At 62.1% G+C, this 23,962-nt stretch carries 24 protein-coding genes and 1 pseudogene; 19 read left to right on the top strand and 6 right to left on the bottom strand.

Going from position 1 to position 23,962, the window contains the following annotated elements; translation table 11 throughout:
• Both WF331_RS04790 and norR read right to left on the bottom strand, forming a co-directional pair.
• On the bottom strand, nt 1-1,581 hold a 1,581-nt coding region (locus WF331_RS04790), incomplete at its 3' end, for an Ig-like domain-containing protein (protein ID WP_340622689.1).
• Between the two features lie 190 nt (nt 1,582-1,771).
• The gene (gene norR, locus WF331_RS04785) at nt 1,772-3,328 is read right to left on the bottom strand and encodes a nitric oxide reductase transcriptional regulator NorR (RefSeq protein ID WP_340622688.1); all 1,557 of its coding nucleotides are present in this window, start codon (nt 3,326-3,328) and stop codon (nt 1,772-1,774) included.
• A 154-nt stretch (nt 3,329-3,482) separates the two neighbouring features.
• Here norR and hmpA point away from each other — a divergent pair, with 154 nt between their 5' ends.
• The 13 genes from hmpA to WF331_RS04720 all read left to right on the top strand — a co-directional run bounded on the left by hmpA (nt 3,483) and on the right by WF331_RS04720 (nt 16,040).
• Nucleotides 3,483-4,661 (top strand): NO-inducible flavohemoprotein, encoded by a 1,179-nt coding sequence (gene hmpA / locus WF331_RS04780; RefSeq protein ID WP_340622687.1) that lies wholly within the window; start codon nt 3,483-3,485, stop codon nt 4,659-4,661.
• 373 nt (nt 4,662-5,034) lie between these two features.
• Nucleotides 5,035-5,541 (top strand): disulfide bond formation protein B, encoded by a 507-nt coding sequence (locus tag WF331_RS04775; RefSeq protein WP_016501431.1) that lies wholly within the window; start codon nt 5,035-5,037, stop codon nt 5,539-5,541.
• Between the two features lie 559 nt (nt 5,542-6,100).
• A complete protein-coding gene (gene cyoA / locus WF331_RS04770; protein WP_016501430.1) occupies nt 6,101-7,045 on the top strand; it encodes a ubiquinol oxidase subunit II in 945 nt (314 codons plus the stop codon).
• A gap of 3 nt (nt 7,046-7,048) precedes the next feature.
• Nucleotides 7,049-9,067, top strand: a complete 2,019-nt coding sequence (cyoB, locus tag WF331_RS04765) for a cytochrome o ubiquinol oxidase subunit I (RefSeq protein ID WP_016501429.1) — start codon at nt 7,049-7,051, stop codon at nt 9,065-9,067.
• A gap of 3 nt (nt 9,068-9,070) precedes the next feature.
• The gene (cyoC, locus tag WF331_RS04760) at nt 9,071-9,697 is read left to right on the top strand and encodes a cytochrome o ubiquinol oxidase subunit III (RefSeq protein WP_016484942.1); all 627 of its coding nucleotides are present in this window, start codon (nt 9,071-9,073) and stop codon (nt 9,695-9,697) included.
• Complete coding sequence (cyoD, locus tag WF331_RS04755; RefSeq protein WP_016501428.1) at nt 9,697-10,029, top strand: cytochrome o ubiquinol oxidase subunit IV; 333 nt, start codon at nt 9,697-9,699, stop codon at nt 10,027-10,029. The genes cyoC and cyoD overlap by 1 nt, the downstream gene beginning before the upstream one ends.
• Nucleotides 10,030-10,040: 11 nt before the next feature.
• Nucleotides 10,041-10,928, top strand: a complete 888-nt coding sequence (cyoE, locus tag WF331_RS04750; RefSeq protein WP_016484944.1) for a heme o synthase — start codon at nt 10,041-10,043, stop codon at nt 10,926-10,928.
• A 336-nt stretch (nt 10,929-11,264) separates the two neighbouring features.
• Nucleotides 11,265-12,473, top strand: a complete 1,209-nt coding sequence (gene alaC / locus WF331_RS04745; RefSeq protein ID WP_016501427.1) for an alanine transaminase — start codon at nt 11,265-11,267, stop codon at nt 12,471-12,473.
• 119 nt (nt 12,474-12,592) lie between these two features.
• Entirely contained in the window at nt 12,593-13,720 is a 1,128-nt protein-coding gene (locus tag WF331_RS04740; RefSeq protein WP_049276157.1) for a hypothetical protein, read from the top strand.
• Nucleotides 13,721-13,846: 126 nt separating this feature from the next.
• Nucleotides 13,847-14,230 carry a YkgJ family cysteine cluster protein gene (locus tag WF331_RS04735; RefSeq protein WP_016501425.1) on the top strand — a complete coding sequence of 128 codons (384 nt, stop codon included), beginning with the start codon at nt 13,847-13,849 and terminating at the stop codon, nt 14,228-14,230.
• Between the two features lie 194 nt (nt 14,231-14,424).
• Entirely contained in the window at nt 14,425-14,988 is a 564-nt protein-coding gene (locus WF331_RS04730) for a GNAT family N-acetyltransferase (RefSeq protein WP_016501424.1), read from the top strand.
• Nucleotides 14,989-15,093: 105 nt separating this feature from the next.
• A complete protein-coding gene (locus WF331_RS04725; RefSeq protein ID WP_016501423.1) occupies nt 15,094-15,633 on the top strand; it encodes a hypothetical protein in 540 nt (179 codons plus the stop codon).
• A 20-nt stretch (nt 15,634-15,653) separates the two neighbouring features.
• Nucleotides 15,654-16,040 carry a lysozyme inhibitor LprI family protein gene (locus WF331_RS04720; protein WP_049274139.1) on the top strand — a complete coding sequence of 129 codons (387 nt, stop codon included), beginning with the start codon at nt 15,654-15,656 and terminating at the stop codon, nt 16,038-16,040.
• A 123-nt stretch (nt 16,041-16,163) separates the two neighbouring features.
• On the opposite strand, the gene mnmH is transcribed toward WF331_RS04720, so the two are convergent.
• Nucleotides 16,164-17,276, bottom strand: coding sequence for a tRNA 2-selenouridine(34) synthase MnmH (gene mnmH, locus WF331_RS04715; protein WP_284395717.1), 1,113 nt, complete (start codon nt 17,274-17,276; stop codon nt 16,164-16,166).
• Nucleotides 17,276-18,310, bottom strand: coding sequence for a selenide, water dikinase SelD (gene selD, locus WF331_RS04710; protein ID WP_284364772.1), 1,035 nt, complete (start codon nt 18,308-18,310; stop codon nt 17,276-17,278). The genes mnmH and selD overlap by 1 nt, the downstream gene beginning before the upstream one ends.
• A 126-nt stretch (nt 18,311-18,436) precedes the next feature.
• Between selD and WF331_RS04705 the strand changes: the two genes are divergently transcribed.
• The 4 genes from WF331_RS04705 to phnE are packed head-to-tail and all read left to right on the top strand — an operon-like array spanning nt 18,437 to nt 21,682.
• Nucleotides 18,437-19,291 carry a putative selenate ABC transporter substrate-binding protein gene (locus WF331_RS04705; protein ID WP_174371256.1) on the top strand — a complete coding sequence of 285 codons (855 nt, stop codon included), beginning with the start codon at nt 18,437-18,439 and terminating at the stop codon, nt 19,289-19,291.
• Nucleotides 19,288-20,097, top strand: a complete 810-nt coding sequence (locus WF331_RS04700; RefSeq protein WP_284395714.1) for a phosphonate ABC transporter ATP-binding protein — start codon at nt 19,288-19,290, stop codon at nt 20,095-20,097. The genes WF331_RS04705 and WF331_RS04700 overlap by 4 nt, the downstream gene beginning before the upstream one ends.
• Entirely contained in the window at nt 20,091-20,918 is an 828-nt protein-coding gene (locus tag WF331_RS04695; protein ID WP_016501417.1) for a PhnE/PtxC family ABC transporter permease, read from the top strand. Before WF331_RS04700 ends, WF331_RS04695 begins: the two co-directional genes overlap by 7 nt.
• Nucleotides 20,915-21,682 carry a phosphonate ABC transporter, permease protein PhnE gene (gene phnE, locus WF331_RS04690; protein WP_016501416.1) on the top strand — a complete coding sequence of 256 codons (768 nt, stop codon included), beginning with the start codon at nt 20,915-20,917 and terminating at the stop codon, nt 21,680-21,682. Before WF331_RS04695 ends, phnE begins: the two co-directional genes overlap by 4 nt.
• Before the next feature lie 36 nt (nt 21,683-21,718).
• Here phnE and WF331_RS04685 read toward each other — a convergent pair whose 3' ends face one another.
• A complete protein-coding gene (locus WF331_RS04685; RefSeq protein WP_016501415.1) occupies nt 21,719-22,612 on the bottom strand; it encodes a bestrophin family protein in 894 nt (297 codons plus the stop codon).
• A 223-nt stretch (nt 22,613-22,835) separates the two neighbouring features.
• Here WF331_RS04685 and WF331_RS04680 point away from each other — a divergent pair.
• Together WF331_RS04680 and WF331_RS04675 are read left to right on the top strand one after the other, a co-directional pair.
• A pseudogene (locus WF331_RS04680) lies at nt 22,836-23,128 on the top strand (type II toxin-antitoxin system RelE/ParE family toxin).
• A complete protein-coding gene (locus tag WF331_RS04675) occupies nt 23,125-23,421 on the top strand; it encodes an addiction module antidote protein (protein WP_003248566.1) in 297 nt (98 codons plus the stop codon). Before WF331_RS04680 ends, WF331_RS04675 begins: the two are co-directional and overlap by 4 nt.
• 10 nt (nt 23,422-23,431) lie before the next feature.
• On the opposite strand, the gene WF331_RS04670 is transcribed toward WF331_RS04675, so the two are convergent.
• The gene (locus WF331_RS04670; protein ID WP_284395707.1) at nt 23,432-23,911 is read right to left on the bottom strand and encodes a GNAT family N-acetyltransferase; all 480 of its coding nucleotides are present in this window, start codon (nt 23,909-23,911) and stop codon (nt 23,432-23,434) included.
• Nucleotides 23,912-23,962: the final 51 nt, after the last annotated feature.

Here is a 23,962-nt window from a genome sequence, read left to right as displayed (position 1 = left end):
GCGAGTACCCGCCGGGGCGGAACCGGTGAGGGTGGTGCCGTCGGCATCGATGGCCAGGTTGCTAGGGCTGTCTGGCGCGGTGGTCAGCGGTACGTCGTACTCCACTGCCACGGAAGCGTTACCGCTTGGGTCAGTCTGCACCAGGTTCAGCTGTTCGCCCTGCTGTGCAGCCGGGTCGAGGTCGATCAGGAAGGTACCGTTGGCACTCACCACGCCAGAGCCGATGACGTTGCCGTCGGCATCGCGCACTTCTACGGTGGCGCCAGGTTCGCCACGCCCGCTCAGGGCCGTGCCTCCCGGGCCGACCAGAATGTCGGTGACGGCATCAGGCGGGGTGATGTCCGGGGCGGTGAATTCCAGTGGTATCGAGCTATTGCCCGCGGCATCGACCTGGCGAATGTCCAGGGCTTCGCCGTTGGCCTGGGCAGGCGAGAGGGCGAGGCTGAAGGTACCGTCAGCGTTGACCAGGCCGCTGCCGATGAGGTTGCCGGCAGCATCGCGCACCTGCACGGTGGCGCCGGGTTCGCCGCGACCGGTGAGGGTTACGCCATTCGCCAGGGCCAGGTCGGTTGGCTGGTCTGGGGCGCTGGTGTCAGGGTTGTCGACGTCCGGTGCCGTGATGCTTGCAGCTGGCGAAGTATTGCCGGCTGCGTCTGCGGCGCTGACTTCCAGGGCCTGGCCGTCGGTTTGTGGCGGTTGCAGGGTGATGCTGAACTGGCCGTCAGCACCCGCTACCGCAGTGCCCAGCACTACGCCGCCAGTGCCGCGTACGGAAACCGTCGAGCCAGGTTCGGCACGCCCGGTAAGGGTGGTGCCCTGTTCGTTGATGGCGAGGTCGGTCGGTGCCAGTGGTGCGGTTGCATCCGGGGCGGTGACGGTGCCTGGTGCCGAGACATTACCGGCACCATCGGTCAAGGTGACTTCAAGGTTCTCGCTGTTGATCTGTGGTGGGTTCAACGTCACGTTGAAGCTGCCGTCGGCACCCACGGTGCCGCTGCCGATCAGGTTGCCGGCGGCATCACGGATATTCACCGTGCTGCCCGCTTCACCCCGGCCGGTCAGGCGCAGGCCATCCGGCGACACCAGCAGGTCGATGGGCGTGGCCGGGGCAGTGGTATCGGGGTCCGAGCCGCCACCGCTGCTTCCGCCACCGCCGCTGCCGGCTGCAGCTGCTGCGCCACCGACACCGAGCAGGCTGAGCCCGGCAATCGCCCAGGTCGGCATGGCGCTACCGGCGGTGCCGATACCCGCGACCAGTTCGTCCAGCGAGGCCACGTCTTCGAAGGTAAAGCCAGTGAACGCTGCCGCATCGTACTGGGCGTGCCACAGGGTGCCGTCTTCGCCGACGAAGACAATGTCGCTGCCGACACCGGCCTGGTCCACCGCGAAGAAGTTGCCGACGGTGACTTTCTCACCCGACTTCAGGGTGATGATCAGGTCCTGCCCGCGTTGGGTTACGGTGGCTACTTTGTCGGGAGATACCGGCATCTGCACGACGCCTGGTGCTTTGAGATTGATATTGCCCCAGGCGCTCTGAGTGGCGACTTCGGATTGCTTGTCGGCGATGACGATGTTGTCCATGGATGCTCCCTGCTGGTATCCGGATCCCCCGGCCCGAAACGTTCGGGCCACAACCGCCATAACAGAGCCCTTGCCGGGGTGTTACGCGCAGCCTCGACCAGGCAGTCGAGATTTGGGTGGTTAGGGAGATATAGCAGTCGGGCAGGAAGCAACCAGAGGCTTTCTGGGTTAATCCTTTTGTAGGTAAACCTCAGCGAAGCCCCAGCCGGCGGGCCAATCGGCTCAAGTTTGCGCGGTCCAGGCCCAGCTCGCGCGCGGCTGCCGCCCAGTTGTCCTGGTGGCGTTGCAGGCAGGCTTCGATCACCTGGCGTTGGTAGAGGTCGACCGCTTCGCGCAGGCCGCCTTCAGGTAATGCTGCCACCTGGAGCGGGGCTGCGGGGGAGGGCAGGGACCCCGGTGTTGCCGAGGACACGCGCAGGTCCAGGTCGATGGCTTCGAGTGTGAGGATGCGTGGCCGATCGGGGTGTTGGCCCAGTGCCTTGAGGGCCGAGCGGCCGATCAGGTGTTCCAGTTCGCGCACGTTGCCTGGCCAGTCGTAGGCCAGCAGCGCGGCCTGGGCTTCGTGGCTCAGTCGCAGGCTGTTCAGGCCCAGGCGCGAACGGTTCTGTTCGAGGAAGTAGCCAGCCAACAGCAGTACATCTCGACCACGTTCGCGCAAGGGCGGCACGTGCAGCGGGTACACGCTGAGGCGGTGGTAGAAGTCGGCGCGGAAGTTGCCGTTGCGCACTTCTGCTGCCAGGTCACGGTTGGTGGCGGCAATCAGGCGCACGTCCACGCGGTGCTCGCGGTCCGAGCCCAGGCGTTGCAACTGGCCGCTTTGCAGCACACGCAGCAGCTTGGCCTGTACGGTGAGTGGCAGTTCACCCACTTCGTCGAGGAACAGCGTGCCGCCATTGGCCAGTTCGAACTTGCCGCGGCGCTCGCCGTGCGCACCGGTAAAGGCACCGCGGACATGGCCGAACAGTTCGCTTTCTACCAGCGTGTCGGGCAGGGCGGCGCAGTTCAGGCTGACCAGCGGCTTGTCTGCGCGGCTGCTGGCCTGGTGCAGGGCAAGGGCCACCAGCTCCTTGCCGACCCCGGTTTCGCCGGTGATCAGCACAGTCAGGTCGCTGCCGCCGACCAGGCGGATTTCCTCTACCAGGCGCTTGTGCGCCGGGCTCTGGCCAATCAGTTCTTTATCCTGGCCGCTGGCCTGGCGGTAGATCTCGGCGCGGTGGTGTTCGTCCTCGGCGCGCAGGGCCAGGTGCTTGATGCGCTCGGCCACGGTAACGGTGGCCGCGGCCAGGCTGGCGAAGGCCTGCAGGGCATCCAGTTCCAGGCTCTGGAACTGCCCGGGGGTGAGGGCGTCGAGGGTGACCAGGCCCCAAGGGCGTTCATCGACCATCAACGGGCAACCCATGCAATCGTGCACTTCAAGGTCGGCATCCGGGGCATTGACCAGGCCATCGTAGGGGTCGGGCAGTTCGGAGTCGCTGGCAAAACGGGTGGGTTCCGGGCGGCTGAGCAGGATCTGGAACCGTGGGTGCTCGCTGACCCGGAAGCGCCGGCCGAGGGTGTCGGGGCTCAGGCCATCCACTGCCAGCGGCACCAGCCATTCACCATCCAGGCGCAGCAGCGCGGCGGCATCGCACGGCAGCAGGCCGCGCATGGCCTGCAGCAGGCGCCGGTAGCGCTCCTGGTCGGGCAAATCGCGGGACAGGTCGCTGACCAGGGGCAGCAAGGCGGTGAGCAATGGCTTTGCGGTCATAAAGACTCCAGTGGGTCGTTATGACTATACGCCGGGGTGGGTCGTTTTGACATGACTTCTGTCAAGCCCCTGATTTTGCTGGCGATAAAAGTTGGCACGATTGCTGAAATGGCTAGGGCAGTCATTTGAAGCCACAGGCTCAGGAGTTGTCGCAATGCTCAATGCCGAACAACGTGCAATCATCAAGGCCACTGTACCCCTGCTGGAAAGCGGCGGCGAAGCGCTGACCACCCACTTCTACAAGATGATGCTCAACGAGTATCCCGAGGTCCGTCCACTGTTCAACCAGGCCCACCAGGCCAGTGGTGACCAGCCGCGGGCCCTGGCCAACGGCGTGCTGATGTATGCCCGCCACATCGACCAGCTCGAGCAACTGGGCGGCCTGGTGGGGCAGATCATCAACAAGCATGTTGCCCTGCAGATTCTGCCGGAGCACTACCCGATCGTTGGCAGCTGCCTGCTGCGCGCCATCGAGGAAGTGCTGGGCAAGGAAATCGCCACACCTGCGGTGATCGATGCCTGGGCCGCGGCCTATGGCCAGCTGGCCGACATCCTGATTGGTGCTGAAGAAAACCTTTATAAACAGAAGGAAGACGCCGAGGGCGGCTGGCGCGGTACCCGCGAATTCCGCCTGGTACGTCGCGAGCAGGAAAGCAGCGAGATCGTCTCGTTCTACTTTGCCCCGGTAGACGGCAAGCCGGTGCTCAAGGCCGAGCCAGGCCAGTACATCGGCCTGAAGCTGGACATCGACGGTGCTGAGCAGCGCCGCAACTATTCCCTGTCGGCGCTGTGCGATGGCAAGGAGTACCGCATCAGCGTCAAGCGCGAGGCGGGCGGCAAGGTTTCCAATTACCTGCACGATGAGCTGGTGGTGGGCGATACCCTGCAACTGTTCCCGCCTGCGGGTGACTTTACCCTGGCTGCCAGCGACAAGCCGCTGGTGCTGATCAGCGGGGGCGTGGGCATCACGCCGACCCTGGCGATGTTGCAGGCAGCGTTGCAGACCCGGCGCGAGGTGCATTTCATTCACTGCGCGCGTAACGGTGCGGTGCATGCCTTCCGTGACTGGGTCGATGGCCTGGCGGCGCGTCATCCGCAGCTCAAGCGCTTCTACTGCTATGCCGAGGCTGCGGGTGCCGCTGAGGCCGATGCCATCGGCCTGCTGAGCGAGGACCTGCTGGCCGAGTGGCTGCCGCCGGAGCGTGATGTGGATGCCTACTTCCTTGGGCCCAAGGCCTTCATGGCGGCGGTGAAGCGCCAGTTGAAGGGCCTGGGTGTGCCGGAGCAGCAGAGCCGCTACGAGTTCTTCGGGCCGGCGGCTGCCCTGGAGTGATGTCACGCCTGTACCGGCCCGCGTAGGGGCCGGTACAGGCACAAATGTGTATCCCAGTCACAGTACTCCTTCCTGCCTATATATAAGGAGAGATGAAAAGCGCCTGCTCAGCTTTCATCTTTAATCCTCCTTTAATCACGGTATCCTTCACTCCCGGGTGTCGAGGGGCTTGCCCCTGCGCGGCACCCGGGCAGCCGTTTTTTTGCCGCCCAGCGTTGAACCGACGTTGTTGCGGCCGGTCTCAGCCACACCGGATAGCCCTGCGCAGTGCTATCACGCTGCTTCCTCGGCACGCTCAAAGGCCCTGCCCAGCGTGTAGACTTGCGCTCAGGCAGGCGGACCACGCTGCCACTATCCATCGAAGGAACCGGCAATGAACGAACAAACATCGCGCCTGAATCGGGAACGGCGCTTTCTGGTGCTGTTGGGCCTGATCTGCCTCTCGCTGATCGGCGGCGCCCTCTACATGCAAGTGGTGCTGGGCGAGGCACCGTGCCCGCTGTGCATCCTGCAGCGTTACGCGCTGCTGTTCATTGCCGTATTTGCCTTCATCGCCGCGGCGATGCCCGGGCGCCGCAGCCTGACCTTCTTCGAGGCACTGGTGGTGGTAAGCGCAATTGGCGGAATTATTGCGGCCGGCAACCATGTGTATATACTCGCCAACCCCATGGTCAGCTGTGGCATCGATACCCTCCAGCCGATCGTTGACGACCTGCCTCTGGCCAAACTCTGGCCGCTGGCATTCCAGGTCGACGGCTTCTGCAGTACGCCGTACCCGCCGCTTCTCGGCTTGTCGCTGGCGCAATGGGCGCTCGTGGCGTTCGTGCTGACCGCCATCCTGGTTCCGCTCGGGATCTACCGCAACCGACGCCAGGCTTAGACAAAAGTCCTGAATTGCATGTGGTCTTTTACACCGCATGAGAAGAGGGAAAAGTCGCTCACCGCTTGATCCAGATCAACCACGAAGCCTTGCAGAATGCGGCTTTGAGGCCTAGCAAGCGGGGTGCGACAAACTGTCGCGAAGTTGAATTATCGAGTAGCATTGTTACGCATTCTGTAAAAGACTGTTGCTCAATAAGTCATAGTCAAGGGTTGGCGACCTCACTACAATCGCCCCCAATTTCCGTTCGGCACTGCTTGCGAGTCGCAGGATTGAAGGAAGCCCCAGCGCTCCTTTTTGCTGACTTCGTCAAGTTTCGCCCAACGGCGATACCGGGCGGACCCCCCTCCGCGTTTTCCCGCACCAAATGGACTTGGTCTGAAGTACAGGCCTGTTGCCTACGAAACCATAAGCACCGCTAACACGCTTGAAGCCAAGGTCCTGCAGTCGGACCCCAGGCAGGAGCGAGTACGGGCGCAAAATGCCTCACTTGGCAGGACGAAGTGTTGGCTACCAAAACACAAATTGCATTGAAGCAAGCTGATCTAGAGGTCGTGAGATGAGTAAAAAGCGTTACCCCAGACTGTTTGGCATATTGCCCTTTTTAGGCATGCTTTTACTCAGTGGGTGCAACTGGACCCTGCTCGACCCCAAGGGCCAGGTCGGCATTGAGCAAAAGAACCTGATCCTGATCGCTACCGGCCTGATGCTGCTGGTGGTCATTCCTGTGATCATCATGACCCTGGCGTTCGCCTGGAAGTACCGTGCTTCCAACAAGGCAGCCACCTACACCCCTGACTGGTCTCACTCGACCAAGATCGAGGCTGCGGTGTGGATCATCCCGATCCTGATCATCATCGCCCTGGGTTACGTCACCTACCACTCCACCCACAAGCTGGACCCTTACCGTCCGCTGGACTCGGACGTGAAGCCGATTCAGATCGACGTGGTCGCACTGGACTGGAAGTGGCTGTTCATCTACCCGGAACAGGGCATTGCCACCGTCAACAAGATCAACTTCCCGGCTAATACCCCGGTGAACTTCCGTGTCACCTCCGACGCCGTGATGAACTCGTTCTTCATCCCGGGCCTGGGTGGCCAGATCTACGCCATGGCCGGCATGACCACCAAACTGCACCTGATCGCCAACGAAAACGGTGTGTTTGACGGTATCAGCGCCAACTACAGCGGTGCTGGTTTCACCGGCATGAAATTCAAGGCTACTGCCACTTCCCAGGCCGACTTCGATGCATGGGTCGCCGAGGTCAAGCAGTCGCCGTTGAAACTGGGCAAAGCTGAGTACGAAGCTCTGGCCAAGCCTAGCGAATACAACCCAGTCGCGCTGTACAGCGAGGCGCCAGCAGAGCTGTTCCAGTCCATCGTCGACAAGTACGAAGGCATGAACCGCGGCAAGCCGGTCCACGAAGAAGCAGGCAGCAAAGATCTGGCCACAACCAAGGGTGTGGAATCGAGTATGCAACCAGCTGCCGGTGCAGAGGAGTAAGAGATGTTCGGTAAACTAAGCCTGGAGGCGATACCCTATCACGAGCCGATAGTCATGGTGACGCTTGCCATGATCGCGCTCGGCGGTATCGCTGTCGTCGGTCTTATCACCTATTTCCGCAAGTGGACCTACTTGTGGAGCGAGTGGCTGACTACTGTCGACCACAAAAAGATCGGCGTGATGTACATCATCGTCGCGATGGTCATGCTGCTGCGCGGCTTTGCCGACGCCATCATGATGCGTACCCAGCTGGCTGCCGCTACCGGTGGCTCCGAAGGCTACCTGCCGCCTGAACACTATGACCAGATCTTCACCGCTCACGGTGTGATCATGATCATCTTCATGGCGATGCCGTTCTTCACCGGCCTGATGAACCTCGCGGTTCCTCTGCAGATCGGTGCACGTGACGTTGCCTTCCCGTTCCTGAACTCCCTGAGCTTCTACCTGCTGCTGGCAGGCGTGCTGCTGGTCAACATCTCGCTGGGCGTTGGTGAATTCGCCAAGACCGGCTGGGTTGCCTATCCGCCGCTCGCAGGCATCCAGTACAGCCCTGGGGTAGGTGTCGACTACTACATCTGGGCGCTACAGCTATCCGGATTGGGTACGACGCTTACCGGCGTGAACTTCCTCGTCACCGTGATGAAGATGCGCGCACCTGGCATGAAGCTGATGGACATGCCGATCTTCACCTGGACCTGCACCTGGGCCAACGTACTGATCGTTGCTTCGTTCCCGATTCTGACTGCTGCACTCGCTCTGCTGACTGTTGACCGTTATCTGGACTTCCACATTTTCACCAACGAGCTTGGTGGGAACCCGATGATGTACGTCAACCTGTTCTGGGCGTGGGGTCACCCTGAGGTGTACATCCTGATCCTGCCGGCCTTCGGCGTGTTCTCGGAAGTTACCTCGACGTTCTCTGGCAAACGCCTGTTCGGCCACCACTCGATGATCTACGCATCGGGCGCGATCGCCATCCTCGGCTTTGCGGTATGGCTGCACCACTTCTTCACCATGGGTGCCGGCGCCAGCGTCAACACCTTCTTCGGCCTGGCGACGATGCTGATCTCCATCCCGACCGGTGTGAAGCTGTTCAACTGGCTGTTCACCATGTACCAAGGCCGTGTGCGCTTCACCGCACCGATGCTCTGGACCCTGGGCTTCATGGTCACCTTCTCCATTGGTGGCATGACCGGCGTACTGCTGGCCGTTCCAGGTGCTGACTTCGTTCTGCACAACAGCCTGTTCGTAATTGCGCACTTCCACAACGTGATCATCGGTGGCGCGGTATTCGGCTACATCGCCGGTTTCGCCTTCTGGTTCCCGAAAGCCTTCGGCTTCACCCTGAACGAGAAGTGGGGCAAAGCTGCCTTCTGGTTCTGGCTGTCGGGCTTCTACGTTGCGTTCATGCCGCTGTACGCCCTGGGCTTCATGGGCATGACCCGTCGTCTGAACCACTCCGACAACCCACTGTGGGAACCCTACCTGTACGTAGCCGTTGTCGGCGCCGTGCTGATCCTGTTCGGTATCGCTTGCCAGCTGATCCAGATCTACGTGTCGGTTCGCGACCGCAAAGACAACATGGACGTCACTGGCGACCCATGGGGCGGCCGTACCATCGAGTGGTCCACTTCGTCGCCACCTCCGTTCTACAACTTCGCTCACATGCCTGAGAAAGTTGGTCTGGACGCCTGGCACGAAGCCAAGGAAGCCGGTGTTGCGTACAAGGTTCCGGCCAAGTACGAAGCGATCCACATGCCGAGCAACACCTCCACCGGTCTGTTCATGGGTCTGTTCCTGACCGTGTTCGGTTTCGCCTTCATCTGGCACATCTGGTGGCTGGTGGGCGCGAGCCTGTTGGCAACCATCGCAGTCTTCGTTCGCCACGCTGCACGTGACGACCAGGGCTACATGGTTCCGGCCGAAGAAGTGGCGCGCATCGAAGGCGAGCGTATGAAAGCGCTGGCCAAAGCAGGTGCTCTGCCTGCCGGCGCACGTGTCGAATCGTTTGAGCGGGTGTAATCAATGTCCAGTCAAGTAATGCACGGCGGCGCTGCTCATGGTCACGACCATGGGCATGACGACCACCACCACGACTCGGGCCAGATGACCGTACTGGGTTTCTGGCTGTACCTGATGACCGACTGCATCCTGTTTGCGTCGCTCTTCGCCACCTACGCGGTGCTGTCCGGCAGTTTTGCCGGCGGCCCGTCGGGTCATGACATCTTCCAGCTCGATTTCGTAGCTGTTGAAACGCTGTTCCTGCTGCTGTCCTCGATCACCTTCGGCTTCGCCATGCTGAAGATGTTCGATGGCAAGAAAGCCGGCGTACTGGGCTGGTTGGCTGTGACCTTCCTGTTCGGTGCGGGCTTCATCGCGATGGAAATCTATGAATTCCATCACCTGATCAGCGAGGGCTTCGGCCCGCAGCGCAGTGGCTTCCTGTCGGCGTTCTTCGCCCTGGTAGGTACCCACGGTCTGCACGTGACTGCCGGCCTGATCTGGATGGCAATCATGATGTACCAGATCAACAAGCATGGCATCACGCCGACCGCCAAGACCCGCATGAGCTGCCTGAGCCTGTTCTGGCACTTCCTGGACGTGGTCTGGATCTGCGTATTCACCGTCGTTTACCTGCTGGGGGTTCTGTAATGGCTAGCGCACACGACACTCATCACGAAGGTAGCCACGGCAGCGTCAAGTCGTACATGATCGGCTTTGTCCTGTCGATCATCCTGACCGCGATTCCGTTCGCGCTGGCGATGACTGCCAGCCTGCCGAAGAACCTGACCGTTCTGATCATTGTTGCCATGGCCGTGATCCAGGTAGTGGTACACCTGGTGTACTTCCTGCACATGGACCGCTCGAAAGAGCAACGCAACAACGTGTCGACGTTCCTGTTCACCGTGCTGGTAATTGCACTGCTGGTCGGCCTGTCGCTGTGGATCATGTTCAACATCCACATCGAAATGATGGCCAAGTGAGGTAAGACTGCATGTCCGTTAAGCACTTTATCCAAATCACCAAACCGGGGATCATTTTCGGTAACGTGCTTTCCGTGGCAGGCGGTTTCTTCCTTGCCTCGAAGGGCCATGTGGATTTCGCCTTGTTCCTGGCGGTGGTGATCGGTACTTCGCTGGTGGTTGCGTCCGGATGCGTGTTCAACAACTGCATCGACCGTGACATCGACCACAAGATGGAGCGCACCAAGAACCGCGTCATGGTGCAGGGCGGCATGTCGCTGCCCCTCGCGCTGATCTACGCCACCCTGCTCGGGGTGGCGGGTTTCAGCCTGCTGTATGTCCAGGCCAACCCACTGTCGGCGTTCTGCGCAGCTGTAGGCTTCATTGTCTATGTCGGTTTCTACAGCCTGTGGCTGAAGCGTAAATCGGTGCACGGCACCTTGGTCGGCAGCCTTTCGGGTGCCATGCCTCCGGTGATCGGCTACTGCGCCGTTAGCAACAGCTTCGACCTGGCTGCGGTAACCCTGCTGGTGATGTTCAGCCTGTGGCAGATGCCGCACAGCTTTGCCATCGCAATCTTCCGCTTCAAGGATTACAGCGCTGCCAACATTCCGGTCCTGCCGGTGGCACGTGGCATCCTGGCGGCGAAGAAGCAGATCGTGCTGTACGTGCTGGCCTTCGTGCTCGCCACCTTGATGCTCACCCTCGGCGGTTACGCCGGCCTCGGCTACCTGGCCGTGGCAGCTGCCATGGGCCTGTACTGGCTGTACATGGCCTGGGGTGGCTACAAGGCCGAGGACGACAGCAAGTGGGCCCGCAAGGTGTTCGGCTTCTCCATCCTCACCGTTACCGCCCTGAGCGTGATGATGGGTGTGGACAGCCAGACCGCTGCGGACGTGCTGATGACTTACGCACGCTGATACTGCTGCCTGTTTCACGAAAACCCCGGCCATGTGCCGGGGTTTTTTTATGCCTGTCTTCCTGTGCCGGCCCTTTCGCGGGCTTGCCCGCTCCCACAGGTACGGCGCAGTTCCCAGGGGCTGCGGGTAACCCTGTGGGAGCGGGCGAGCCCGCGAAGAGGCCAGCGCAGGAAAACATAAATCCTGGATTTTCAAAAAATACTTCTGAAAAGTTCTAACAAAACAGGATTTTGTCCTTTACAGCTACCATGTTTCGGCACTATCTTCTGACCCAGGCCGCCACATCGGCCAACGTCGCTCGGACGGTTCCGGGCGCTTACGTACTCAGAGGAAGCCATGGCCAACCCAGGTTCGCCGCGCCGCTTTGCGCGCATCGATCGTCTCCCCCCTTACGTCTTCAACATCACTGCCGAGCTCAAGATGGCCGCCCGCCGCCGTGGCGAGGACATCATCGACCTGAGCATGGGCAACCCCGACGGCGCCACCCCGCCGCACATCGTCGAGAAGCTGGTGCAGGTTGCCCAGCGTGAAGACACCCACGGCTATTCCACCTCTCGCGGCATCCCACGCCTGCGCCGGGCCATTTCCAACTGGTACAAGGAACGCTACGAGGTCGACATCGACCCGGAAAGCGAAGCCATCGTAACTATCGGCTCGAAAGAAGGCTTGGCCCACCTGATGCTGGCCACCCTCGACCAGGGCGACACGGTGCTGGTGCCCAACCCCAGCTACCCGATCCACATCTACGGCGCAGTGATCGCCGGTGCCCAGGTGCGTTCGGTGCCGCTGGTGCCGGGTGTGGATTTCTTCAACGAACTCGAGCGGGCCATCCGCGAGTCCATCCCCAAGCCGAAGATGATGATCCTGGGCTTCCCGTCCAACCCGACCGCCCAGTGCGTGGAGCTGGACTTCTTCGAGCGCGTGGTGGCCCTGGCCAAGCAGTACGATGTACTGGTGGTGCACGACCTGGCCTACGCCGACATCGTCTACGACGGCTGGAAAGCCCCGTCGATCATGCAGGTGCCTGGCGCCAAGGACATTGCGGTGGAGTTCTTCACCCTGTCCAAAAGCTACAACATGGCGGGCTGGCGGATCGGCTTCATGGTCGGCAACCCCGAGCTGGTCAACGCCCTGGCCCGGATCAAGAGCTACCACGACTACGGCACCTTCACCCCGCTGCAGGTCGCTGCCATTGCGGCGCTGGAAGGTGACCAGCAATGCGTCCGTGACATTGCCGAGCAGTACCGCCAGCGCCGCAACCTGCTGGTGAAAGGGCTGCACGAGCTGGGCTGGATGGTCGAGAACCCCAAGGCATCGATGTACGTATGGGCGAAGATCCCTGAGCAATATGCACACATGGGCTCGCTGGAGTTCTCCAAGAAGCTGCTGGCCGAGGCCAAGGTGTGCGTGTCGCCGGGGATTGGTTTTGGCGAATATGGTGACGACCATGTGCGCTTTGCCCTGATCGAGAACCAGGACCGTATTCGCCAGGCCATTCGCGGCATCCGGCAGATGTTCCGGGCTGACGGGTTGGCCCGCAAGTAAGCGCTTGGGGCTGCAAAGCAGCCCCTCGATTTTTGCAGCAGGGCGAGCTTTCCGCCTGCGTTTCACCGATCAGCCTACCTATCTTCAGCACTCATTTCTCACCAAAGAGACTCCTCTCCATGAGTGTGTTCACCGCCTACTTCTGTGGCACCGGCTCGCATCGCTTCGACGATGCAAACCCCAACTTCTGGAACGGCGAGCTGGTTTCGACCCTGGCCGCCAACGACCAGGGCCGCGAATTCGCCCACTGGATTGCTGTTGACGGCCCCGGCAGCGGCAACCTTCAGGATGACAAGCTGTTCGTAGAACCCGGCGGGTACTTCAACTGGACCGGCCAGTTGTTCGGTAGCGGCTGGGAAGAAAACGTCAACCACGTGCTGCAGGTGATCAAAGGCGAAAGCAGCTGGCAGCGCACCAAGCTGAGCGAGGAAGAGTACGGGCGGCTGAAGGATGCTGGCGTACCTGTTCCGGAAGTATCATCCACGGCCTCGTGGTTCTGGCGTACCTACGACTACGGTGACCGCCACCCAACGCCGCAAGAGTTGCAAGAGCGCATCATCAGCATGTTCCGCAAGCCGCGCATTCCGACCCAGGTGAACCTGGTGGGCTGGAGCCGGGGCGGCATCAGCTGCCACATGCTGGCCAACGCCATGGCGAAAGACCCGGTGTTGCGAAACGTACCGGTGAATATCTTTGCGATCGACCCGGTACCTGGTGTCGGCAATGTGCAAGCCGAGCGCATCGCACTGGCGGAGAACGTGCGTGAATATGTCGGCTTCTACTCGCGGGATGAGCGTTCCAAAGGGTTTGCCTGCGTGATCCCGTCAGTCGCCAGTGGCACGCAAATCTGTATTTATCCGATGCCCGGGCGTCATGCCACGCTGGTCGGCAACGCCTCGGTCGATGGTGCAAGCGACGGCACGGTGCTCAAGGAGCCCGGGCTGATCGTGCGACATTTCGCTGAAGTCTGCCTGACCCGCTGGGGGGTTCAACTGGGCAGGCAGCTGGCGTTGAACGACAGCCAGTTGATGAAGTGTCACCAAGCCATGGCCGCGGCCGAAGCGCAGTACCAGGCTATGCGCGTCAAATCCTATACAGTGCTGACCGAGGGTGAAAAGCATGACCGGTTGGTGCATTGCGGCGAAGACCGTACGCACTTCAGCAAGGTGTGTGGTGATGACTATGACCCGACCGAAGGGCTTGCCTTGCAGCGTTGGGATGCCTCCACCTACAAGGCATTGCGCTGAATGAAGCGGGCGGCCGGATCAGTGGCAAATTTTTTTGCATGTACCCTCTATCCAGCCGCCCCTGGTTCGATTGAGAATGGCGCCGCGGGCCAACCCCGATAACAACAACCTTCCCTCCGTGGCATCATGTCTGAATATAACCCTTGCCTTGACTGCGGCGCCTGCTGCGGGTACTTCCGTGTGTCTTTCTTCTGGGGCGAATGCCAGTCTGCCGGGGGCGTTGTGCCGGACGACCTGGTGGTACAGATCAACCCCACCCGCGTTGCCATGATCGGCACTGATGCCAAGCCCTGCCGCTGCGTCAGCCTTGAAGGCGAGATCGGCAAAGAAGTCGCTTGTACCATTTACGCCAACCGCTCCAGCCCTTGCCGCGAATTCGAAGCATCGTGGGAGGGGGGTGTGCATAACCCCAGCTGCGACGATGCGCGGGCGGCGTATGGGCTGCCACCACTGACGCCGCCAGGCGCCAACGAGCCGCATTGGCCGGATGATGGGGCTGAGGTGGCCTGAACCCTTTATGCTCGCCTGGGCTGGCCCTGTCGCCGGCAAGCCAGCTCCCACAGGTACTGCACAAGGCTCAGGTTCTGTGGTGGCCTGGTGGGAGCTGGCTTGCCGGCGATGGGCTGCAAAGCAGCCCCGGGATGCCTGAACCCTGCACTTGACGTTAAACTGTCATCTCCCCAGCAATGGACAGGAGATCCGGCGTGACCCCACCCCGCAGTTTCCCCAGTGACCTCTGCCTCGACAGCCCGCGTCTGCACTTGCGCCCCATGCGCCATGCCGATGCTGCGCAATGGCTGGCGATCATGGCCGACCCCGAGGTCATGCGTTATTGGCACCATGCCCCCTGGCAAGACCTGGCCGAAGCCGAAAGCGCCCTGGCCGCCGACCGCGAAGCCTATGCCAATGGCGACCAGCTCAAGCTCGGCATGTATCGCCGTGACAATGGTGAGCTCATCGGCATGGTGCAGCTGTTCAACATCGACGATGTGTCCCGCCGCGGCGAAATCGGCTACTGCCTGGCCAGTGCCGTGCAGGGCAGGGGCTACATGGACGAGGCATTGACCTGCTTCATCGACTACCTGGCCCACACCCTGCACATGCGCCGCCTTGAAGGCGAAATCGACCCACGCAACCAGGGCTCGGCGCGCACACTCGAGCGGCAGGGCTTTGTGCTGGAAGGCACCCTGCGGGCGCGCTGGTGCGTGGCCGGTGAGCTGTCCGACTCGGGTATCTACGGGTTGTTGCTTGAACCACCTGTTGCATAGTCGTGCGCCGCATGGTGTCGCCGTGCGGCACCTATTGAGGGTCTGGAAGCGGGGCAGGGCCTGGGTTATGGTCGTAGGCTGTCCCGTTTCCTCCAGGTGTGCCCCTTGCCCGTTTTCTACTTGAGCATCAGCCTGCTGTTGTATCTGCTCGCCCTGTTTTTCGATGGCGCGCTGATGAGCGGCGCACGCCACATGCCAGCCCTGCAGATGTTGCTGTACGGGCCGTGGGGCATGCCCTTCGGCTTGTACCAATGGTTTGCCAACCCGCTGCTGGCCCTGGCCATTCTTGCCCATCGGCGGTTCCGACGCCTGGCATTGCTGGCCGGGTTGGCGGCGGCGTACCTGGCGGCCAGCAGTTTCGGCATCACCCGCCTGCCGGACAACCAGAGCTATGAGTTTCACGACCTGACCGGTTTTGGTGCTGGTTTCTATCTGTGGCTGGCGGCCATCGGGGTGTTCTGCCTGGGGCAGGCCTGGCATTGCTGGAAGGCACGTAGCGCCGACGACATGCCGGGCTGGAACTGGCTGGATGTGGCGTTGATTGCGGCGCTGGGCGTGGCGCTTTATTCAGCCACGCAGATGCCATCGCTGCGCTTCCACCCAGGCAAGGTACTGATGCCGCCAGAACAGCCGCAGTCGTTTTGATACCCGCAAGGAGGGTTTGCATGATCAAGCATTGCCTGACAGGCCTGGCACTGGCCTGCGTTTTGCCGCTGGCGGTGGCGGACGATTACACGCCGGCCTACGGAAAGTGCATGGACAAGGCCTCCAGCACCGTGGCCATGAGCGAGTGCATCCAGGCCGAGACACACGTGCAGGACCAGCGTCTGAACCGGGTGTACAAGCAGTTGATGGGCAAGCTGGATGCCGGGCAGCAGAAAAGCTTGCGGGATGTGCAGCGTAAATGGCTTGCCTACCGCGATGGCAATTGCCAGTTTCATGTGCAGGCCAGTGGCGGGACGATGGCGCAGCTGGAGGGAGGGTCATGCATGATGGACATGACCCGCGACCGGGCGGCGGAGCTGGAACGGGTGCTCAGCCCCGGGCAGTGAGGTTGCCTGTACCGGCCTCATCGCCGGCAAGCCAGCTCCCACAGGTACAGCTCACAGGCAGAAGATGGCACTCAACCTGTGGGAGCTGGCTTGCCGGCGATGGGGCGCGAAGCGGCCCCGCTTTTACTGGCGAGGCTCGCGCAGCGCCCGGGCCTTGAGGTATTCGCGCACTTCCACGGCATCCCCGGCAAACTCGATACGCTCTGCCTTGGCTGCACGCTGATAGGCATACATCGGGTCGTAATACTCGTTGAGCAAGCCTTCGATCCAGCCCCGGTGCAGGTCCACCGCGCCGCTGCGCTGTTGCTCCTCAAGGGCGATGCGCAGGATCTGTGAAAGCCGCTGATAGCGCTCCCCACCCAAGCGCTTGCAGATGTTGGCCATGCTTTGCAGCATGCGCTCGGCAAACAACCGGCGGCCATCCTCCTCACCATGCACGCCGATGAACTCGGCACTCAGGTTGACCACGTAGTCGCGCAAGATGCGCTCCACGCGGTTGGCGAAGCTGTCTTCCAGCCACACCAGCGGGTACTGCTGCATACCCTGATACAACTCCAGTGGCACCGTACAGCTGCCGACAATGCGGCCTTCATCTTCCAGCACGAACTGCTCCCAGCCGCGGGCGCGCTTTTTCAGCACATCGATGGCCAGCTGGTTTTCGAAATCGATCTGCGCCGGTTGTGCAGTGGCACGTTTGCCAAAGCTGGAACCGCGATGGTTGGCGTGGCCTTCCAGGTCGAGCACGTTGTCCAGCTGGTGCAGCACATCGGTCTTGCCGGTACCGGTCAAACCGCCCACCAGCACAAAATCGCATTGCGCTACCGCCTGCTGGGTGGTTTCCAGCAGGAAGGTGCGCATGGCCTTGTAGCCACCTTTGACACGCGGGTACTGGATGCCTGCCTCATCGTGCAGCCAACCCTGCACGATCTGCGAACGCAGGCCGCCCCGGAAGCAGTACAGGTAACCTTGCGGGTGGGCCTGGGCAAACGCTACCCAGGCATCCATCCGCGCCTGCTTGGTGGCGCCGCTGACCAGCTGGTGACCCAGGACGATGGCGGCCGCCTGGCCTTGCTGTTTGAAGCAGGTGCCGACCTTCTGCCGCTCCTGGTCGTTCATCAGCGGCAGGTTGACCACCCCAGGGAAGGCGCCTTTGGCGAATTCGACGGGCGCGCGCATGTCCATCATCGGCACGTCGTCGAGGAACAGCTGACGGAAGTCGGTGCAGTCGGGGCGCATCAGAGCACCTCGACCGCGTGGCTCTGTCGCTCGACCAGCTTGCCGATAGGCGACAGTTGCAGGCCCAGTTCGGCAGCCACGGCGAGGAAGTCGGTTTCACCCTCCGGGGTAACGGCCACCAGCAGGCCACCGCTGGTCTGCGGGTCGCACAGCAGGTGCTTCTGGTCGTCGGTGAGGGTGCCGATCTTGTGCCCGTAGCTGTCGTAGTTGCGCAGGGTCCCACCGGGGATGCAGCCCTCGGCCAGGTAGTGGTCGACACTGGGCAGGCGCGGTACCGCGGTGTAGTCCAGGTGCGCGGTGAGGCCGCTGCCTTCGGCCAGCTCGACCAGGTGGCCGAGCAGGCCGAAGCCGGTGACATCGGTCATGGCCTTGACCCCGTCGAGTTTGCCGAAGCGGCTGCCAGGGGTGTTGAGGGTGCACATCCAGTCGCGGGCCAGGCCCTGGTCCTGCGGGCGCAGCTTGGCCTTTTTCTCGGCGGTGGTGAGGATGCCGATGCCCAGTGGCTTGGTCAGGTACAGCTGGCAGCCTGCAGTGGCGGTGTCGTTGCGCTTGAGGTGGCGCTTGCTGACCACACCGGTGACGGCCAGGCCGAAGATTGGCTCCGGGGCGTCGATGGAGTGGCCACCCGCCAGCGGGATACCGGCTTCGGCGCACACGGCGCGGCCGCCACGGATCACTTCACGGGCCACTTCCGGTGGCAGCACGTTGACTGGCCAGCCAAGAATGGCGATGGCCATCAGCGGGTCGCCGCCCATGGCGTAGATGTCGCTGATGGCGTTGGTGGCGGCGATGCGGCCGAAGTCGTACGGGTCATCGACGATCGGCATGAAGAAGTCGGTGGTCGAGACCACACCGCGCTCTTCGTCCAGCGCGTACACTGCTGCATCGTCGCGTGACGCGTTGCCGACCCACAGTTTAGGGTCCAGGGCCTGGGCGCCGCTTTCGGCGAGGATCACGTCCAGCACCTTGGGGGAAATCTTGCAGCCACAGCCGGCACCATGGCTGTACTGGGTCAGGCGAATCGGCTCGCTCATGTGTACCTCAGCAGGTCAAATTGTTGCGCGATTGTAGCAAAGCTGGCCTTTGGGCCCTTGCCTCTTATAATTCCCGATGTCGGCGGATTTGTCGGCACTTCCCCGCTATTGAACCGGAGAACACCCATGCTCAAACGCCCCCTGGCGCTCGCCGCCGGCCTCGTGCTGTCCTGCTGTGCCGTTGTCGTACAGGCCGCTGAAACCCTGCGGGTCAGCGCCATCCCCGACGAAGCGCCGACCGAGCTGCAGCGCAAGTTCAAGCCACTGGGTGAGTACCTGGCCAAGCAACTGGGCATGGAGGTGAAGTTCGTACCGGTAGCCGACTACCCGGCGGTGGTCGAGTCGCTGGCCGCCGACCGCCTGGACCTGGCCTGGCTGGGTGGTTTCACTTTTGTCCAGGTACACCTGAAGGACCCGACTGCCACGCCGCTGGTGCAGCGTGAGCAGGACGCGCAATTCACCTCCAAGTTCATTACTGCCAACCCCGACGTGAAGAGCCTGGCCGACCTCAAGGGCAAGTCGTTTGCCTTCGGTTCCATTTCGTCCACGTCGGGCAGCCTGATGCCGCGTTACTTCATGCTCAAGCAGGACAACATCAAGCCTGAAGCGTACTTCAGCCGCGTGGCTTATTCCGGCGCCCATGACGCCACCGTGGCCTGGGTACAGGCCGGCAAGGTAGAGGGTGGCGTGCTCAACGCCAGCGTGTGGCAAAAGCTGGTGGATGCCGGCAAGGTGGATACCAGCAAGGTGAAGGTGTTTGCCACCACGCCTGCTTACTTCGACTACAACTGGACCGTGCGCGGCAACATGGACCCGGCGTTGAAGGAGAAGATCAAGAAAGCCTTCCTTGACCTCGACCCGGCCAACCCGGAGCACAAAGCGATTCTGGACCTGCAGGCTGCCAGCCGCTTCATCGAAACCAGGCCTGAGAACTACGAGGGCACCGAGCAAGCCGCACGCGAGGCCGGCCTGCTCAAGTGACTGCTTCGAATGTAGCCATCCATCTGCACGGTGCCAGCCTGCGCCATGGCCAGGTCCGCGCGCTTGATGCGGTCAGCCTGCGCATCGGGCAGGGCGAGCGAGTCGCCATCATCGGGCCGTCGGGGGCGGGCAAGTCGAGCTTGCTGCACCTGATGGCCACGGCCATCCAGCCCAGCGGCGGGCGCCTGGAGCTGCTCGGCGAGCAACCTTGGGCGTTGTCGGCCCGGGCACGGCAGCGCCTGCGGGCACGGGTTGGCCTGGTTCACCAGGCGCCGCCCTTGCCGCCACGCCAGCGGGTGGTGACGGCAGTACTGGCCGGCCGCCTGGGGCAGTGGGGGGTAATGCGCGGCTTGCTCAACCTGCTGTACCCCGGCGATGTACCCGGGGCACGGCAGGTTTTGGCGGAGCTGGGGCTGGCCGACAAACTGTTCGTGCAGTGTGGGCAATTGTCCGGTGGCCAGTTGCAGCGCGTGGGCATTGCCCGGGCGTTGTACCAGCGGCCGCAGGTGCTGCTGACCGATGAGCCGGTGTCGGCCATGGACCCGGTACTGGCCGACCACAGCCTGGCCTTGCTCAACCGCCATGCCCAGGCCAATAGCGTGACGCTGGTAGCGAGCCTGCATGCCGTGGAGCTGGCGCTGGCGCATTTCCCGCGGGTGATCGGTATCCGCGAGGGGCAGGTGGCGTTTGACTGCCGGGCCGATGCGGTCACCCAACCCATGCTGGATGCGCTGTACGCCAACGAACAACTGGCGTCGCCGCCAATCCAGGGGCCGACCCTGACCGTGCAGATACCGCGATGCTGAAGGCCGACACCCGCGACCCGGCCCTGCTGCCGCGGTTGCTGCTGGCCTTGCTGGCAATTGTCGTGCTGTGGCCAGGCATTCAGTTGAGCGAGCTGAACCCGTGGGTGCTGTTGCAGGCTGAGAACCGACAGCAGATCGCCAGTTTCACCAGTGCCTTTTGGCCGCCTGCACACGATGCCGACTTTCTCGCATTGCTGTACGAAGCCACTCTGCAAACCCTGGCCGTGGCCACTGCAGGCATGGCGTTGGCATTGCTGCTGGCAGTGCCAGCCGGGCTGATGGCCAGCCGCGCCTTGTCGTTGCGTGCCGCCTCCCGCGGCGGGCGTGCCGGGTTGTGGTCGCGCTTGCTGCGCCTGCCGGTGCGCGGGTTGCTGATTTTTCTGCGCAGCGTGCCGGAAATTGTCTGGGCGCTGCTGTTTGTACGGGCCGTGGGGCTGGGGCCAACGGCGGGCGTGCTGGCTATCGCCATCACGTACAGCGGCATGCTCGGCAAGGTCTACGCCGAAATCTTCGAGTCGGTCGACCAGCGCCCGGCCCATGCCTTGCTGCAGGCGGGCAGTGGCCGGCTGGCGGCGTTTCTCTACGGCATCCTGCCCAATGCTGCATCGGAAGTGGTGTCATACACCGTGTACCGCTGGGAGTGCGCGGTGCGGGCTTCTGTGGTGATGGGCTTTGTCGGAGCTGGCGGGCTGGGCCAGCAGATCGACCTGTCGATGCGCATGTTCGATGGTGCGCAAGTGGCGAGCATGCTGCTTACGTTCTTGCTGCTGGTGATGCTGGCCGACCTGCTCAGCCGCCTGCTGCGCTGGAGGCTGGCATGAACCGCGCAATCAACCTGTTGCTGCTTGGCGCCATCGCGGTGGCGGTGGTGGCCTCGTTTGCTTACCTGGAGCTGGACCTGCGCGCACTGGTAGGCAACGGCGGGCTGGGACAGATGGGTGAGTATGCCGGGCGCTTCCTGCACCCGGACCTGTCTGCCGATCACCTGAAGGCAGTATGGCGTGGGGCGCTGGAGACCCTTGCCATGTCTGGCCTGGGCACCTTGTTGGCGATGGTACTGGGGATGTTGCTGGCGCTGCCGGCGGCGGGGCGCTTCGGCTGGCCGTTGCAGGGCGCGGCGCGGTTATTGCTGAATGCACTGCGGGCCATCCCTGAACTGGTGTGGGCGGCGCTGACGGTGCTGGCGGCAGGCCTTGGCCCCAATGCGGGTACCCTGGCCTTGGCGCTGCATACCGCTGGCGTGCTGGGGCGGTTGTTTGCCGAGGCGCTGGAGAACGCACCGCCAGAGCCGGCAGCGGCTATCCGCCTGCAGGGCGGCAGCCAGGTGGCGGCGTTCTGCTTTGGTACCTTGCCCAATCTGTGGCCGCAATTGCTGGCCTACAGCTTGTACCGCTGGGAGAACAACATCCGCATGGCCAGCGTGCTGGGGTTTGTCGGGGCGGGTGGCTTGGGGCAGATGCTGTACACCACCTTGAGCCTGTTCCAGGAGGCTCAGGCCAGCACGGTGATCATCGGGATGCTGGTGCTGGTGTTGCTGGTAGATGTGTTGAGTGACGTGTTGCGCCAGCGCTATGTGCGGGCCTGACGGAAAGCGCGGGCTGCAATGCAGCCCCGACATCTCTCAGGCGTTTACAGCCTCGGCACACTGCGCCTCCCGCTGCATCGACTCCAGGTTACGCTCGATCGTCTCGCATATGGTATCCATCTGGATCTGATGCTCGCTGAACCTGAACGGGCTCTGCAAATCAGTCCCGATCCGCTCGATGGCCAGCAACATGAACCCTACCACCGTCGACGCCAGCGGCGTGAACCAGCCCAACGACTCCACAAGCCCCACCGGCACGATCAGGCAGAACAGGGTGATGAACAGCCGTGGGAAATACACATAGGGGTAGGGCAATGGCGTATTGGCAATCCGTTCCATGCCGCCCTGGGCGTTAGAAAGGTCTACCAGCGTCGACTCCAGTCGCGCCAGACGAATGCTGTCCAGTCGCCCGGCCTGGTATTCCCGCGCCAGCAAGGCTGCCGAGCCGCCGAGAATGTCATTGGCGAAATTGTTCGAGCGGTTGCGCCGTTCGAACTCCGCAGGCGGGATGAAGGCCATCAGCTCGTCCGGGCAGCGTTCACCCTTCAGGTGCGCCGCCAGGCAGTTCACATAGGCGATATGCCTGCGCAGCAGGGTGGCCTTGACCGGGTTCAGGCCATCATCCGGGTCATCGATCAGGGTCAGCGTCTGCCGGGCGAAGCTGCGCGACCCGTTCACCAGCGCCCCCCACAACGTGCGTGCCTCCCACCAGCGGTTGTAGGCGCTACTGTTGCGAAAACTCACCAGCACCACCAGCGCCGAGCCCAGCAAGGTCAATGGGATCAACGGCAGGGTGAACTTGCTGTTGAAGAACAGCATGAAGTCGATGGTGACCAGCACATCCCAGATCAGCAGCCAGAACAGCGACCAGCCGATGTAGCCGATGGTCTTCACGGCCAGGCGGTACTTGCGGGTGATGATGTCTTTCACGCGGGGGCACCTCGAAACGCGGGGGATGCTGGATCGGACGTCGAGGCTCGTCGAAGGTTCGAGGGTTGAATGTTGCAAGGGATTTTGTAGCTGAAACGAAGGGAAAAATCCTACCAGCCTGTCAGATGTGCCTGAATTCCTGATTCAGCTCAAAAACGACAGAGTGGGTCGCTTCAATCCTTGAATTGGTGTATCCATAAGGATACGATTGGGTGACCACTTGATGTTTCTCGTTGAACAGACGGAAAGCTTTGCCGCTTGGCTATCGAGCTTGAGAGATTTGAGGGCCAGGCTGGCGATAGGTCGTAGGCTGGAGCGAGCAGCGGGGGCAATCTTGGTGACTTCAAGTGGCTTGGAGGCGGTATTGGTGAGCTTCGCATCGACGTAGCTGCCGGTTATCGCGTCTATTTCACGCAAAAGGGGGAGAGGTTGGTTTTACTGCTGGTCGGCGGCGACAAGTCCACCCAGGCCGCCGACATCCTCAAAGCCAGAAAGCTGCTGAAGGAGATGAAATGAGCGAAAAATTGATCCCGTTTGATATGGCAGCCTTGTTGAGCAGCGATGAGGCAATCAGTGAATACCTTAGCCAGGTGCTATCAGATGGCGATACCGAGGAAATCATTCGAGCACTTGGACATATCGCTCGTGCACGGGGCATGACACATATTGCTACGGAAAGTGGGCTGGGTAGAGAAAGCCTGTACAAGGCGCTGAGCCCTGGCGCGAAGCCTCGTTTTGACACTGTATTGAGGGTCATTCGTGCTCTGGGGGTGGACCTTCTCGTTCAGCCACATGCAATGACCCGCTGATCCAGCTCGGTTAAGTCACTATTTGCTTCATCTGCACCAACGCTACCCGTGTTCCGTCCCACGCCTGCCGCTCCTCGATGCCGAACGGTGTGAAGCCCAGCTGTGGATAAAGCAGCAGGCCGGCGGTGTTGTGATTGAAGCATGACACCCAGACCTCCCGGGCGCTGAACTGCTGGCGGGCGAGGTCGATCATTGCCGCTACCAGATAACGCGCTACACCAAAGCCGCGGGCGCTGGGGGCCACCACTACGTTGCCCAGGGCACATACGCCGCCATGTTCGGCTTTGTAGAAATTGGCGAAGGCCAGGACAGCGCCGTTACCTTCCACTACCGTGGAGCCGCTGCGTTGGGCTATGGCGTCGCTCAGCTGGTTGGGGGTGAGGGGGTAGGTGGCTTTGGGGAACATGTAGAACAGTTCGTCCGGGTTCTGCGGGAAGCTGCAGATGACGGGGATGTCCTCGGGCCGGATGGGGCGGTGGGTCAGGTGCATGGCAGGTCCTTCTCGCGTTGGTTGGCACGGCCTCTTCGCGGGTACTGCACA

Origin of the sequence: Pseudomonas sp. YNh, from assembly GCF_037993085.1 — a bacterium.
Taxonomy (GTDB): domain Bacteria; phylum Pseudomonadota; class Gammaproteobacteria; order Pseudomonadales; family Pseudomonadaceae; genus Aquipseudomonas; species Aquipseudomonas putida.
This window is presented reverse-complemented; position numbering and strand designations above follow the sequence as displayed.